This window comes from Streptomyces sp. NBC_00083, assembly GCF_026343295.1.
Classification (GTDB): Bacteria; Actinomycetota; Actinomycetes; order Streptomycetales; family Streptomycetaceae; genus Streptomyces.
In genome coordinates, this window is record NZ_JAPELY010000003.1 from 1,174,534 (window position 1) to 1,188,303 (window position 13,770).

A 13,770-nucleotide genomic window follows, 5' to 3' on the forward strand; every position below is an offset into this window, starting at 1 on the left:
GCTACCTCACCTCCGCACCCTCGAAGATCTGCCGGTCCAGGAGCGAGGTGAGCACCGGCCCCTCCGACGTGTCACCGGAGGCGAAGTCCCAGAAGATCTCACGCAGCCGGTCCTCGGTGAACTCCTCCTGTTCTTGGGCGAGTTGGGACTGGCCCTGCGCCCAGATCTCGTGCAGGGCGGCGTCCTTGGTGTTTCCCAGGGGCGCGGCGCTGTAGAGACGGCTCATGGTCACGTCGCCCGTCGCGGAGATCGCGACGCTGCTGTCACGCACCAGATAGGGGAAGATCACGACGTCCTGGAAGGGGCGCAGCGTCTCGCCCGGCACCAAGTAGGGGGCGTTGAGGTTCAGATCGAAGTCCGTGGCCGGTACGTCCCGCTTGAACGCGGCCACTTGGCGGTGGACCGCCATGGTCTCCTCCTCGGTGAGGAGCAGCCGGTTGCGGCCTCCGCGGCCGTGCGCACGGACCAGGATCAGATCCTGACGCCGAAAGCCCTGAGCACGCAGGTAGTGCGCGAGGTCGAACACATTGTGCTGGTTGGTCTTCATGACCGTGGTCAGCACCTTGAAACTGCGGACCCGGTCGCGCAGGTAGATCGAGTTGTCCACGACGGTGTCGAACACGTCCATGAGCCTGACCGCGGCGAACGTCTCCCGTGTGCCGTCCATGCTGACCCGGATGGACGAGATTCCGCTGTCCACGATGCGGTCCAGCTGCTCGCGGGTGTGGGCCGCCGCGTTGGTGATGAGGGTGACCGTCGAATGGCGCAATTTCGGGACGACGTCAAGGAGCTGCCAGAATCCCTTGCGGATCGTCGGTTCCCCGCCGGTCAAGGTGATCTCGAACGTTCCCATCCGGTCCAGTTGCAGCATGATGTCCTGCAACTGCTCGATCGACAGCATTTTGCGGCGGATGTGGACCGGTATTTCCCCGGTGTTCGTGCGGCAGTGGATGCAGCGCAGATCGCATGCGTAGGTGACATCGAGACTGGCGCGTACAGGTGCGGTGTATCCGGCCATCAGTCGGCCCCCTCCTCTTGGAAGATGCGCTGGAGTACGTCGTCCGGGCCCCGGGACTGCCACCAGGCAAGGGTCAGACGAATGCCTTCTTCGAGGCCGGTCCCGAGGGGCCGTGCGCCCAAGTGCCGCGTTTGCAGTGCGGTGTTCGCCCGGAACTCCGCGATCTCATTCGGCCGCGGCCGCCTCTCGGCGATCCCGGCGCCCGGGGAGGCGGACTGAAGGATCCGTACGACGTCATTGACGGAAAAGGAGTGGCCGGAACCGAAGTTGACGACCCGGGGGAGCGGCCGGCCGGCCAACGCGACCAGCTTGTCCACGACATCCGGGATGTAGGTGAAGTCGCGGCGCTGTTCGCCGTCGCCCTCGACCGGCAGCTCGTTTCTGGCCAGGAGGTTCGCGCAGAGCCGCGGGATCAGCGCATCGGGCCGCTCGCCCGGACCGTAGACGTTGAAGAACCGGACGATCCCCACCTCGGGTGCGCCACAAGCGCGCTGGTGGGCGCCGGTCACCATCTCCAGGCCGACTTTGCTCGCGGCGTAGGGCGAGCGTGGGGACAGGGGGCTGGTCTCGGGCGTCGGCAGCACGTCGGCCTGGCCGTAGACCTCGCACGTGCTCCCCACGACCACCTTCCCCACACCCGTGCTCGTGCAGAGGGCGAGCAAATGTCGGCCGGAATCCAGGTTGTCGAGATAAGCGAGTGGCTGCTTGAAGGAGCGAGGAACGCTCTTGTGTGACGCGAGGTGATAAACGAGTCGTACGTCGAGAAGGTCCCTCTCGTCCAACTCCAGGACGGGTTTTTCCAGGAACTTGCCCGTGCCCTCCGGCGGGATCATCGGGGGCACGCGAAGGTCGTCCAGAACGGTGACGTCCTCCCCGGATGCGGCAAGCGCGCGGGCAAGATGACCACCGATGAATCCGGCGCCTCCGGTGATGAGGATCCGGCCTTTCGAAGAAGTTCTTTGCATGCCAATACCTCGGCATCCCCGCTAGTGGACCAATTCGTGAATGGGCCTGTCGGCAGGAGCGTTGAGGGCCTGCATGAGATCGGCACGAAACCCATCTGGCCCGTGACAGCGACACCTTAGGCCGCCGCTGTGGACGCCCGGGTGTGACTCGGTTCACGTTTGGACCAACTCAGGCTTATCGCCTCAGCTGAAAACCCCAGGCGAGAACGGCAAGGGGAGGGCCCTCATCCGGATTTACGCGCGCCGTGAGCGATGTTTACTCTGTCTCGAACCGGGCGGCGAATGGCTGGCTGTTTTCCTCAACCTAGATCAATTCGACTCAAACCGGTGGGTACTTTTGTTGACTTCGGTCGAGGGCTGCGGACAGCGCGGGGTGCCGGTTTCCCGACGGGCGGCGCGGGCCGCCGAAGTGGGTTCGACCGGTGCGCTAGCGGCGGACCGCCGAGATCAGACCGCCGGGCTGTTCCTCGCGCCGCGGCGGGGTGCTGAGGGGTCGGCCGTACGCGGCGGCACGCTCGCGCAACGTGTAGCTGCCGGCATCCCAGCCGTGCCCCGCCAACCAGCCCACCGGGTCGTCGGGCATCTCCGACACCCACAGGGACGCCGCCGACCCCGGCGCGGCATCCGCGCCGAAGCGCTCGATCACACCGCGCGAGCCCAACGTCAGTCCCATCCGACTGCCTGACGCCGACAGTTCGCCGATGCGGGCGAGCAGCAGCTCCACGGCGTCCTCGGGCAGATAGATCAGGAGTCCTTCGGCGATCCACGCGGTCGGCAGGGTCGGGTCGTGCCCCGCGGCCGCCAGTGCGCCCGGCCAGTCCTCCCGCAGATCCACCGCGACGGTGATCCGCTCGCAGCGAGCGACAGCACTCTCCTGGCGCAGCACCGAAGCCTTGAACTCCAACGGCTCGGCGGTGTCGACCTCGAAGAGCCGGGTGCCCTCGGGCCAGTCCAGCCGGAAGGCCCGGCTGTCCATGCCGGCGCCGAGCAGCACCACCTGCCGGACCCCGGACGCGGAGGCCTGCCGCAACAGGTCGTCGAGGAACTTCGTCCGGATGACGATGGAGAAGGCCACGGCCAGCCGGCGGCGTCGCGCGGCCTCGTCAGCGGGCTGCGACGCCGAGGAGGGCCACAGGCCGCCCGCGGAGGCGAAGGCCTGGGCCAGCGGGTCGCGGAACAGCGCGTCCTCCCGCTCGCTCTCCAGCGCCCGGACCCGAGCCACCCCCACCGCCGTGGCCCACACGCCGGACGGCTGCACCCGCTCCTGGTCATCAGTCACCGCGTCAGCGTAGGGGATCGAGGATGCCCGGCGGATCGAGGGGGCGGGTGGGCAGGATGGCCGGATGAAGACGAGCGGCAAGGGTCATGACGGCGGGAGCGGCGCCGACGGCGGGACCGTCCCGTACGTGCGGTTCCAGTCGCCGCACCGGAACGGACGAGGTCACTTCACCGGCGTGTTCGGGCTCGTCAACAATCTGGCGCGGGAAGGAAGACTGTCGGCCGAGGAGGAGGCCTTCCGCCGCACCAACAACGCTTGGTACGACGCCGCGTACACCGACCCCTCGACGGTCGACCCCTCTGTCTACGACGACGCGGTCAACCCTGGCGCCGCGGCATGGTTCAAGCCGTCGGCCACCCACCTCCTCGTCCGGGTCCCGGGATATCTGTCGATACTGGCGGCCCACGGCGTCGACTGCCTGGCACTGTCGTCCGCCGACCCCGGGCGGGTCATCTACGAGGATGACGTACAAGTCGTGGTCATTCCACACGAGTTGAGCGGTCCGGGGTCGGCGGCCCCACGCGGCTGACGGAGGAGAGGGGTGCCGTACGGCTCGCAGTCCGACATCCAGGCGGCGCCGCCCGACACCCCCGGACCCGCCCCAGCAGGACGCCCGGCCACGCCACAGTCGGGCCCCGGCCGACTGTGGCGTACAGGGTGCGACGGCCCCCGGACGGATGGACGGATGGCGCCGACTCAGGCCGTCGTTCCGCCTGTGTCCACCGACGGGGGCGGCGTGTGGCGGGGCCAGGGCGCGCCCGCCTGTTCGGAGGCGGCAGCCCGCAGCGCTTCGGCCAGGGAACTCCCTGGATACGTGCCGAACTCCTGGTACTTCCAGCGGTAGTGCCAGGACCAGTAACTGACCACGCGCCGTTCCGTCCGGGCGAAGAACGCGGGATTCCGAACGATGAAGTCTCCATAGAGACGGCGCTGGACCGAGTCCTGAACTCTGAGTCCGGGCAGCCCGCCGTAGATGGCTTCGAGGATCTCCACCACGTATTCGCCGACCAGCTGCACGACGAACGGGACCACCCACGCCTCGTCCAGCTTCACGATCTGTTCAAGGTGGCGTTGACGGACCCGGCCGTCGCTGTGCCGGGAGTACAAGCAGTGCAGGACCACCTGCTGGACGTCGGACAGTGAACCCACCACGTCGGCGTCCGGCTCATTGCGGTCGATCCGCAGGGGGATGGTGACGGTCTCCCCCTCCACCTCGACCTGGAACGGGTTCGCCGGTGCGCATGTGCCATCCGGTACGAGCGCCAGCACACGCTTCACATCACCCGCGAGCCGCGACGGGAACGCCCTCACCAAGGGATCGGTGCTGTTCGACGGCGCCCATGACTTCTCCACGGTACGAGCGTAAGGGCCGGCTCATCCACTCGGTGCACCGCAGCCGGCCGGACCGCGATCGGGCTCACCTTTTGCGTCCGGCCGGAAAGTCGGCAAGGGGCCACCAGGCGTTGCTTGTTGAGGCGCCTGGCTGCGAGGTCCGGCCCAGTATGAGGTTGCCGCCGTCATTGAACGGCTGTGGCCATCACTCTTCCCGGCAGGCTTGTCGCGCCTCGGCAAGCCGGTTGCTGCGGTCGATCGCCGCCATGTGTGTCTCGGCCCAGACCCGCAGGGAGGAGAGCGGCTCTTCGAGGGACAGGCCCAGCTCGGTGAGCCGGTAGTGGACCGCGGGCGGCACGGTGGCTTCCACACGGCGTACGACCAGGCCGTCACGCACCAGGCTCTGCAGCGTGACGGACAGCATCTTCTGCGAGACGCCCGGAACACGACGTCGAAGTTCCGCGAACCGGAGTTCACCGGGCTCCGCCTCGGCCAACACCTTGACCACTATCGACGTCCACTTGGTGCCGATGCGGTCGAGCAACTGGCGGGTCGGACAGAGCGGGTCGAGGACGTCACCGCGCTCGCCGACCCGGCCACGCGGTTCGTCGGACGGCGCACTGTGCTCGGTGGACCGCCCACTGGTCTCGGCGGAGCGCCCACCGCGCTCGGCGGGCATCGACGTGGTCACCCGGAGCTCACCACCTGAGGGGAAAGTGCCGTCTTGGAGCGACCAGGCTAGTTCCCTAGCGTGACCCTGTCACCATTCCTCACCTCCCTGGAGTTCCTCCATGCCCGAACTGCGACGAGTCGCCGTCAACGGTGTCGAACTCAACGTCGCCCTCGCGGGATCCGGCCCGCCTGTCCTGCTGCTGCACGGCTTCCCCCACACATGGGAGGTGTGGACGGACGTCATGGCTGACCTGTCCGACCGGTACCGCGTCATCGCCCCTGACCTGCGCGGTTTCGGTGCGAGCAGCCCGGCCGTGTCCGGATATGACGCCGGAACCCTGGCCGAGGACGCGGCGGCGCTACTCTCCGAGCTGGGCGTGTCCTCGGTATCGGTAGCGGGCATCGACGCCGGTGCCCCAGCAGCCCTTCTCCTCGCCCTGCGCCACCCCGGCCTCGTTCGCCGCCTGGTCGTCATGGAGGCTGTGCTCGGCGGTCTCCCGGGCGCCGAGGATTTCCTCGCCGACGGACCACCGTGGTGGTTCGGCTTCCACACCGCCGCGCCAGGCCTCGCGGAGACGGTGCTGGAGGGCAACGAGGCCGCCTACGTCGACTGGTTCCTGCACACCGGCACACTCGGCGATGGAGCACCCCGCGCCATCCGGGACGCCTTTGTCCGCGCATACACGGGCAGCGGTGCATTGAGCCGCGCGTTCTCGTACTACCGGGCCCTGCCCGAAAGCGCGCTGCAGATCGGGCAGGCCGTCGCCACCACCCGCCTGACGATGCCAACGATGGCGGTGGGTGCCCAGCCCGTCGGTTCGGCGTTGGAGCGTCAACTACGCCCCATCGCCGATGACTTCACCGGACATGTCATCAAGGAGTGCGGCCACATCATCCCGCTCCACCGACCGCACGCCCTGCTCGCGCTGTTGGAGCCGTTCCTGGCCGGCCCGGCCGGTCTGGCACGCAGGGCGTAACGACGTCAATGGCCGAGTTGCTGCCGGCAGGCGCGGACAATGGACGGATCGAGGCCGGTGCCCTGGGCCCAGGAGCACACCACCCGTGGGTTGTAGCCGGGTTGGGGGGTGGGGCGACGCGGATGGGGGTGGGTGGTGAGGGAGGGGCGATGGGCGGTTGACGGGTGGTCGGCGGCACCGCTGGTGTCGCGGTGATGTCGAGCCCTGGCCTCGTGTTGTGGCGGTTCGGGGGTGGGTCGGGGCTGGTCTGCCGAGCCGGTGCCTGCGGCATCGGATGCGGGGGCCGGGTCGTAGGCGGGTTCCAGGGCTTCGCGGGCGGGTGGCTGGACGGGGCGGGGCCACATCGAGTCGGCGGCCGCGGGAACGGTGTGGCTTCCGTCGGGAGCAAGCTGGCGTGCGGGCACTGCCGGCCGTGGGGTCACGGAAACGCAGGCGGTACTGGTCAGCACGGCCAGCATGACGAGGGGCATGCGGGGGATGCGCATCACGGGCCGCTGGGGGCGAGCTCTTCCTTGGCTGTGGAGACCGAGTGCCGATCCACCCAGCCGTCCACCCCGGAGCCCTTCATCGTGATGTGCGCCCAGTTCACGTCACGCGAGTAGCCGTGAAAGCGGCACTTTTGGTCGAGGCGGCCGACCCCTGCCTTGGGCGCTGTCTTCGACGGCGTGTGGCGGATGACGGCGGTGCCGACCGAGATGCGGCACGGCTCCTCCCCGGGGGAGGCAGCAGCCGCCGACCCCGTCAGCGCGAGAGCAGCAGTGCTCAGCACGCCCACAATTCCCCACGTCGGTCTGGGCGTTGTGCGCACGGGCATCCTCCAAAGATCGCGAGTACAGGAGGACCTTCGTAGCGAGGGTGCTGGGGCGAAGTCGAGCTGGGAGGAGGCCCGTTCACCCCTGCGGATGGAAACTGCCATCATCACACCGGGCGAGGTGGTCGCCTCCTCGACGGCGGCAGCGGCAGGCACGTGGCACCCTCGCCGGCGCGTCCTCCTAGGTGCTCGCTGTCGGCGCGGCGCGTGGTGCCTGCGTCACGACTTCGTCAGGCGCAGAGGTAGCGAAAGGAGGCCGCGGTGGCGGGGGTTGACTTGCCATCTTGGCTCGTGGTCGTCGCTCAGGCGCAGGCCCGGATAGCGGTTCAGTAGCTGAGTGAACGCGATTTCGGCCTGGAGCCGGGCCAGCGGCGCGCCGAGGCAGTGGTGGATGCCGTGGCCGAAGGCGAGGTGTTTGGCGGCGTCCTCGCGACGGAAGTCGAACCGGTCGGGGTCGGGAAACACCTGCGGGTCGCGGTTGGCGCCGAGCAACGAGATCTGTACGAACTCCCCCTCGTCGAGGGTTACCTCGCCGACCTCGACCGGCTCGGCGGCGTACCGCAGCGAGGCGAGGGCCGACGGGGACTCGTACCGCAGGATCTCCTCCACCGCGCCTGGCATGAGCGTCATATCGGCGCGCAGGGCGGCGAGTTGCTCGGGGTGGGTCAGCAGGGTGTGGATGCCGTTGGCGATGAGGTTGACCGTGGTCTGATGGCCCGCGATCACCAACAGGAAGGCCATGGACGTGATCTCGTCCTCACTGAGCGCCTCCTCTCCCTCCGCGCGAGCCTCGACCAGCGCGGACAGCAGCCCGTCGTCGGGGTTTTCGCGCTTGAGGGCGAGCAGTGCCCGGAGGTAGGTCAGCATGGAGTCGGCGGTGAACACCGACACCTCGCCGTCGCCCTGGCCGCCGTCGAGGGTGTTGCCGCGGACCTGGAGGGTCTCGTGGTCGGCGTCCGAGGCGCCGAAGAGGTCGAACACCACGGCCAGCGGCAGCGGCAGCGCGAACTCGCTGATCAACTCGACTTCGTCCCGCCCCTCCCACGCGTCCAGAAGCCCCGACACATGGGCCTCGACGGCAGGGCGCAGGGCCGCCGTGCGGCGCTGCGTGAACGCTTTCTGGACGAGCTTGCGCAGCCGGGTGTGGTGCGGCGGATCCGTGTTCAGCATGTGGCTGAACAGAGCGCTGCCGGGGCCCTGGGTGAGTCCCACATGGCGGCCGAACCTCTCCACGGCCCCGTCCTTGGACAGCCGGGGATCGGCCAGGAGTTCCTTCGCGTCGGCGTACGAGGTGACGACCCACCCCTCGACCGGGATCGGGCCCGGATAGCGGGCCCGGCGTGCTCCGCCCGCTTCGCGCCATGCGCGGTAGGTGGCATGGGGGTGGTCGAAGAACTCCGGATCGACGATCTGCGTGGCGGGGTCGGCGGGTGTCGCGATCTCAGACATGGCGGACCTTGCTCTTATGGCCGATGTGAACGGTCTTCACGCCGAGCAGCCCCACCAGCGGTACGTCGGCGGTGCGCTGGCCCGGAGCCACCACAAGACCGGTGCGACGTATGTGGTCCAGGAGGAGTTCGGCCAGGGGCATCACCATGTGGCGGCCCCAGCAGCGCTCCGAGACATGACCGAACGGCATGTAGCCGGAGGTGTTGTCCGGGTCGAGTCCGGCCCAGCGTCCGGGCCGGAACTCGTTCGGCGCGTCCCACAGGGCGGGGTCGCGGTGGGTGAGGAGCGGCAGCATCAGCAGGTCGTCCCCCTGCCCGATGCGGCCGTCGATCGCCGGGTACTCCGGTGACCGGTTGCGCAGCAGGTTCCACGAGGGGGGCAGGAGCCGCATCGCCTCGTACAGGATGTCGCGGTTGGACGCGTCGTCGTCGAAGGGTGAGCCGAGCCAGAGGGCGTTGGCGACGAGGGTGGAGACCGTGAAGCAGACCGGTGCGGCAGCGCGCCGGTAGATTCCCATCGCATAGCGCCGGTCGTCGTAGGTGCGCGCCTCGGCGAACAGGTTGGCCAAATGCGTCAGTTGGGGCCCGGGGGCAGGTCGGCGGGGGAGGGCGGCCCCGGCCACGATGGTGCTCCAGGTGAGCCTGGGGTCGATCTCCAGCGTGCGGGACATGAGGATCCGCAGGCGGTACGGGTCGTCGCGCAGCACGAGGTCGCTCAGGAACCGGTGCCCGGTGATGGGCCAGGGCCCGGACAGATCGGTCGACTCCGGCAGCGGGTCGGGCTGTTCGAGCGCCGCACGGACGTCCTTGCCGACCGTGCGCATCACCGAAGACGCCTCCGCCTTGGAGATCGACCGGCCGTGCAGCGGCTTGAAGGTGGGCCGTTCCGTCTCGGTCGCCCGTCTGGCGGCCAGGATGCGGTCGGAGAGTTCCGCGCCGGCGATGCCGATGGTGTCGGGTTCGAGGCGGACGAGGTCCTTCCCGAGGTGTTCGTCGAGCAGGGCCTGGAGACGAGGAGCGAGCACCGTGGTGCGGCGGCGGGTGCGGGGCGTGGCGTAGGGCATACGGAGAGCTCCGGAAATGAAAATGCGGAGGGCCCGCACACGCGACTGACCGAAATTCAGTCGGCCTGCCTCGTGTGCGGGCCCAGGATTGGCCTTCGGTTTAGTACCAGAAGTACCAGGCAGCCTGCTTCAGGCTCGGCTGGCTCTTCTTGGCACGCAGGGCGGCAATAATCTTCGACATGATTAGTCCCTTCCTCTCGCTGATAACCGGATGTGAACCGCCGGACGGAGACCTTCCATTCACACACCTGGGGTGTGTTCATTTTCAATCACCGGCCGTTGAGGGAGAGTGAAGCGGGCCGTCGTGAGCGTTGTCAATGGTTCCGCCTTTCTTCTTCCCTGTGAGTCCTGGCGTTCACGTCGGGCCGCTCGAAACATTCATTCTGGCGGCGCGGAAGAACAGTGCCCGAACGGTCATAGGGGATTGCCCGGAAATACCTTTCGACGCCCGTGACGGGCCTGCTAAATAGGGAGATCGGGAAAATCCGCGGTCCCCGGGTGTCCGCAGAAGGCCCCGGCACGAGACCCTGGCGGTGCGTCAGCTCAGACGCGCCGCACCTTCCCCGCAGGCCTCGGCGTGCGCCGTGGTCGATTGCGAACCGGTGCGAGCGGGTGCTCCCGCGTGCCGGATTCAGGGCGTGTCCGATGTCATGAGGTCGAGGCATTCGAGCGCGCGGACCGGTCGATGAGAGCGTCGACCAGTGACGGACGCGGCGAGCGGCTACATGCTGCGCGCGCCCACCGGGAATGCGGTGGACGGTGATCACTACCCCTCGCTACCCTCAGCACGCTGCATAGAAGTGCCAGATTCAGGAGCTTTCAGGTGACACCGCATTCCCTCGCGTTCTACCTGGACGTGATCACCTCCGGGACCGTCCTCGGGGCGAAGCCCACGAGCAGTCCGGACGAGGTCACCGCCATCCTGGGCTCCGATTACAGCGAGAACTCATTCGACGACCACAGCATGTGGCGTGACTACGGAATGGCCGAGTTCTTCTGGTGCCGTGAATCGCTGGAGCACCCCTGGGCGGGGCATCACTTCACTCTCCAGGTCCACCGGCTCTCCTGGAGTGGCGGCGTGGTCAACACCTCCATTCGCAAACGGTTCGGCCGCTTCGACCGGCATCTTCGCTTCGACAAACTGGAACGACTACTGGCCAGGCGGGGCGTGCACATGGAGGATGTTCCGGACGTCAATGCACCTGAGTACAGCTTGCATTGGCAACCGGCCGCCCAGGTGGCCGTCATGGTGAGCCGGGCTCCCGAGAATTGGGCGAGCCGACGTGGCAATGCGCGCTCAGGCGACGTGCACGCCATTTACTCGCCCATGAGCGCCGAGACAGTGGCCTGGCACAGGACGCGCTACGGCACCCGGCCTGAATAACCCACCCGCGGCGAACCTGCTCCCGCGTGCCCGCCCGCGGACGGATGGCGCTAACTGATTCCCGGATGCCACCCCAAGGCCTCCGGGGCTGCTCACAGGCTGAGGGCGTACGTGACAACGCCGTGCGATCCGAGCTGGGTGTCAGCCGGCGACCCCGGGCACCACCAGGCCGGTTTCGTACGCGATCACCACCGCGTGCGTCCGGTTCTGCGCACCGAGCTTGGTCAGGACGTTCCCGACGTGTGTCTTCACCGTCTCCAGGCTCACCCTGCACGACTCCGCGATGTCCGGGTTGGACAGGCCCGTCGCCATCAGGCGCAGCACCTCCTCCTCGCGGCCCGTCAGCGCGGCCAGTGGCAGCGCCTCGGCGGAACCTCGTGGGCGGGCGGTGACCAACTGGCGCAGGGCCGCCGGGAAGAGGATCGCCTCGCCCGCGGCGACGACCCGGACCGCGTCCGCGATCTTGGGGACGGGGAGGCGCTTGAGTACGAAGCCGCTCGCCCCGGCGCCGAGCGCGGCGGTGACGTGGCCGTCGTTCTCGAACGTGGTGATCACGACGACCTTGGGTGGGTCGGCCGACTCGGCGAGTAGCTGCCGGGTGGCCTCGATGCCGTTGCGGCGCGGCATCCGCACGTCCATCAGGACCACGTCCGGCCCCAACTGCCGTGCCTGCTCCACTGCTTCGATGCCATCGGCGGCCTCCCCGACCACGGCGATCCCGGGCTGCAGGGAGAGCAACGTTCGCAGACCGCTGCGGGTCACCGCGTCGTCGTCCGCGATCAGGAGTGTGGTGCGGGCGGGCGCGGCGGATGCGTCCGGCGTGAAGGGGGCAGGGATCGCGGCTGCGCTCGCGTCGCGGCCGGTCGCGACCCCTGCGCTCGCTTGTGAGCCGATCATGCGGGCAAGCGTATCGGGAGCCGAACGGCGAGGCGCCAGTGCTCCGGTCCGTGCGGGCCGGCCTCGATCTCGCCGTGCAGGAGCCGTACACGCTCGAAGAGGCCGGACAGGCCGTGCCCGGACGTCGGGAAGGGAGCCTGCCTCACCCCGCTTCCCTTCCCGCCTGCGGTTCCGGTCCCGTTGACCACCTCAAGCTCCAGCGAGCCGGGCGTGGCCGCGACCTTGACCTTGATCGGACCGCCCGCTCCGTGCCGCAGCGCGTTCGTCAGGCCTTCCTGCAGGATCCGGTAAGCCGCCCGGGAGAGCGTCCCCTGCACCTGCGCACAGTCGCCCGTCAGCTCCGGCTCGACCACCGCGCCCGCGTACCGCAGCCGGTCGAACAGCTCGGGCAGGTCGGCCAGGGCACGGGCCGGCGCCCTTCCGGCCTGCTCCTCGCGCAACATGCCCAGCACATAGTCCAGGTCCTCAAGGGCGGCCCGGGTCGACTCCTCGATGCTGCGGAGGGCGGCGCGCGCCGCGACTGGGTCGGCGCCGAGCAACTCGCCCGCCACCGCCGCCTGAATCGTGGCGGCCGTCAGGGTGTGCCCGATCGAGTCGTGCAACTCGTGGGCGAGACGGTTACGTTCGGCAAGGGCCCGCTCCCGCTCGGCCGCCAGCGCGAGCCGCTCGGCCGACGAGGGGCCGAGCAGCCTGGGCGCCAGCCACCGCAGGGCGTACGTCACTGCCCCGCACAGGGCCGCCGCCAGGAGCAGGCAGCAGAGCGCCACCACCCAGCTCTGCCGGCCGCTGTCCGCCCGCAGCGTCCAGCCGTGCACACTCACCCCGGCCTCCGCGCCGGCCCAGCCACCGGTCAGGAGCAGCCCCGCGACGACCAGCAGAACGCTCAGCTGCGCCCCGGCCCACCCCAGCGCCACGTGCGACAGGAGCCAGAGCGGGGTCCGCAGGCGGTCGGCCCCCGACGCCGGTGAAGCAGCCGCCCCGTCACCGGGCGGGCCCGAACGTCGACGCCCGCCCACGGGGTCCGGCAGCGGCACCGCGAGCATCCGCCGTGCGCAGGCGACGAGTACCCGCCGCGTGGTACGAGCCAGCCCGAGCGCACCGATCAGTACCGACCAGACCAGCGCGGTGAGAGCGAACCGCACTCCCACGGGAGCCGACGGCCACGCGATCGCCGGAAGGGCGGCGAAAGGCAGCAAGGGGAGGCTCGCCAGTGCGCCGCAGTAGGCGAAGAGCGCACCTGAATACGTGGAGCCGCGCAGCAGCGGCCGGATTCCTCTGAACATGGCCGGACAAGTATGACCGGACGGCACATCGGTGGCCTCCCCCGATCGGGGGAGCGGATTCTCCCGCCTTCCCGCGATGTGGGGGCGGGGCCCGAACACCAGAATCGGTGTCTCACCAGATGCCAGGACGGAAGGACGGGCCGATGAACGCCCCGGATATCGAGACGCCGCAGAACCGCACGGCGTCAGCACAGGACCAGACCCCATGGAATCGGACGGTACCGAACAGGAGGGCAGCGAACAGGACGGCAGTGAACGGGATGGCGCCGCCGGGAGTGTCGGCGAGCGGAAGCGGGAGCGGCTCCGCACGGCCGAAGAACGGTCTTGCCACGGCTGCCATGAGCCTGGGCATCATCGGCCTGTGCACCTCGGTCGTCTTCATCGGCGGTCCGCTCGCCGTGATCGGCCTGATCCTGGGGATCGCCGCGCTGATCTCGGCCAGGCGGACCGGCGTCGGCCGGGGCAAGGCCGTCGCCGCCGTGGTGACGTCGGCCCTCGCGATCGTGGTGTCAGGAGCGATCGCCGTCTTCATGATCTGGTACGCCAACAAGACGCAGGAGTGCTACCAACCCGACAGTTTCCACCAGTACACGGAGTGCGTACGCGAGCACATCAAGGCAAGTTGAACTGGCTTGGTGGG

At 68.9% G+C, this 13,770-nt stretch carries 14 protein-coding genes; 4 read left to right on the top strand and 10 right to left on the bottom strand.

Annotated features, from left to right (window positions below):
• Nucleotide 1 precedes the first annotated feature (1 nt).
• The 3 genes from OOJ98_RS29120 to OOJ98_RS29130 all read right to left on the bottom strand — a co-directional run bounded on the left by OOJ98_RS29120 (nt 2) and on the right by OOJ98_RS29130 (nt 3,262).
• Nucleotides 2-1,018, bottom strand: a complete 1,017-nt coding sequence (locus OOJ98_RS29120; RefSeq protein ID WP_267058034.1) for a radical SAM protein — start codon at nt 1,016-1,018, stop codon at nt 2-4.
• On the bottom strand, nt 1,018-1,983 hold the full coding sequence (locus OOJ98_RS29125) for an NAD-dependent epimerase/dehydratase family protein (protein WP_267058035.1): 966 nt from the start codon (nt 1,981-1,983) through the stop codon (nt 1,018-1,020). The genes OOJ98_RS29120 and OOJ98_RS29125 overlap by 1 nt, the downstream gene beginning before the upstream one ends.
• A 427-nt stretch (nt 1,984-2,410) precedes the next feature.
• The gene (locus tag OOJ98_RS29130; RefSeq protein ID WP_323177945.1) at nt 2,411-3,262 is read right to left on the bottom strand and encodes a class I SAM-dependent methyltransferase; all 852 of its coding nucleotides are present in this window, start codon (nt 3,260-3,262) and stop codon (nt 2,411-2,413) included.
• A 64-nt stretch (nt 3,263-3,326) separates the two neighbouring features.
• Here OOJ98_RS29130 and OOJ98_RS29135 point away from each other — a divergent pair, with 64 nt between their 5' ends.
• Nucleotides 3,327-3,791 (top strand): hypothetical protein, encoded by a 465-nt coding sequence (locus OOJ98_RS29135; RefSeq protein WP_267058036.1) that lies wholly within the window; start codon nt 3,327-3,329, stop codon nt 3,789-3,791.
• Between the two features lie 167 nt (nt 3,792-3,958).
• Here the strand turns inward: OOJ98_RS29135 and OOJ98_RS29140 are convergent, their stop codons facing one another.
• Complete coding sequence (locus tag OOJ98_RS29140; protein ID WP_267058037.1) at nt 3,959-4,615, bottom strand: hypothetical protein; 657 nt, start codon at nt 4,613-4,615, stop codon at nt 3,959-3,961.
• Between the two features lie 184 nt (nt 4,616-4,799).
• Nucleotides 4,800-5,285, bottom strand: coding sequence for a helix-turn-helix domain-containing protein (locus OOJ98_RS29145; RefSeq protein ID WP_267058038.1), 486 nt, complete (start codon nt 5,283-5,285; stop codon nt 4,800-4,802).
• 100 nt (nt 5,286-5,385) lie between these two features.
• On the opposite strand from OOJ98_RS29145, the gene OOJ98_RS29150 reads away from it, so the two are divergent.
• A complete protein-coding gene (locus OOJ98_RS29150; RefSeq protein WP_267058039.1) occupies nt 5,386-6,243 on the top strand; it encodes an alpha/beta fold hydrolase in 858 nt (285 codons plus the stop codon).
• Nucleotides 6,244-6,727: 484 nt separating this feature from the next.
• Here OOJ98_RS29150 and OOJ98_RS29155 read toward each other — a convergent pair whose 3' ends face one another.
• From OOJ98_RS29155 to OOJ98_RS29165, 3 genes are all read right to left on the bottom strand, one after another.
• Nucleotides 6,728-7,012: a hypothetical protein gene (locus OOJ98_RS29155; protein WP_267058040.1), complete on the bottom strand. Its 285-nt coding sequence runs from the start codon at nt 7,010-7,012 to the stop codon at nt 6,728-6,730.
• A 261-nt stretch (nt 7,013-7,273) separates the two neighbouring features.
• Nucleotides 7,274-8,503: a cytochrome P450 gene (locus tag OOJ98_RS29160; protein ID WP_267058041.1), complete on the bottom strand. Its 1,230-nt coding sequence runs from the start codon at nt 8,501-8,503 to the stop codon at nt 7,274-7,276.
• A complete protein-coding gene (locus tag OOJ98_RS29165) occupies nt 8,496-9,566 on the bottom strand; it encodes a cytochrome P450 (RefSeq protein ID WP_267058042.1) in 1,071 nt (356 codons plus the stop codon). The genes OOJ98_RS29160 and OOJ98_RS29165 overlap by 8 nt, the downstream gene beginning before the upstream one ends.
• 823 nt (nt 9,567-10,389) lie before the next feature.
• Here OOJ98_RS29165 and OOJ98_RS29170 point away from each other — a divergent pair.
• Nucleotides 10,390-10,950 (top strand): hypothetical protein, encoded by a 561-nt coding sequence (locus OOJ98_RS29170; RefSeq protein WP_267058043.1) that lies wholly within the window; start codon nt 10,390-10,392, stop codon nt 10,948-10,950.
• A gap of 141 nt (nt 10,951-11,091) precedes the next feature.
• On the opposite strand, the gene OOJ98_RS29175 is transcribed toward OOJ98_RS29170, so the two are convergent.
• Nucleotides 11,092-11,847: a response regulator transcription factor gene (locus OOJ98_RS29175; protein ID WP_267058044.1), complete on the bottom strand. Its 756-nt coding sequence runs from the start codon at nt 11,845-11,847 to the stop codon at nt 11,092-11,094.
• On the bottom strand, nt 11,844-13,130 hold the full coding sequence (locus OOJ98_RS29180; RefSeq protein WP_267058045.1) for a sensor histidine kinase: 1,287 nt from the start codon (nt 13,128-13,130) through the stop codon (nt 11,844-11,846). Before OOJ98_RS29180 ends, OOJ98_RS29175 begins: the two co-directional genes overlap by 4 nt.
• A gap of 338 nt (nt 13,131-13,468) precedes the next feature.
• Between OOJ98_RS29180 and OOJ98_RS29185 the strand changes: the two genes are divergently transcribed.
• The gene (locus tag OOJ98_RS29185; protein WP_267058046.1) at nt 13,469-13,756 is read left to right on the top strand and encodes a DUF4190 domain-containing protein; all 288 of its coding nucleotides are present in this window, start codon (nt 13,469-13,471) and stop codon (nt 13,754-13,756) included.
• Nucleotides 13,757-13,770: the final 14 nt, after the last annotated feature.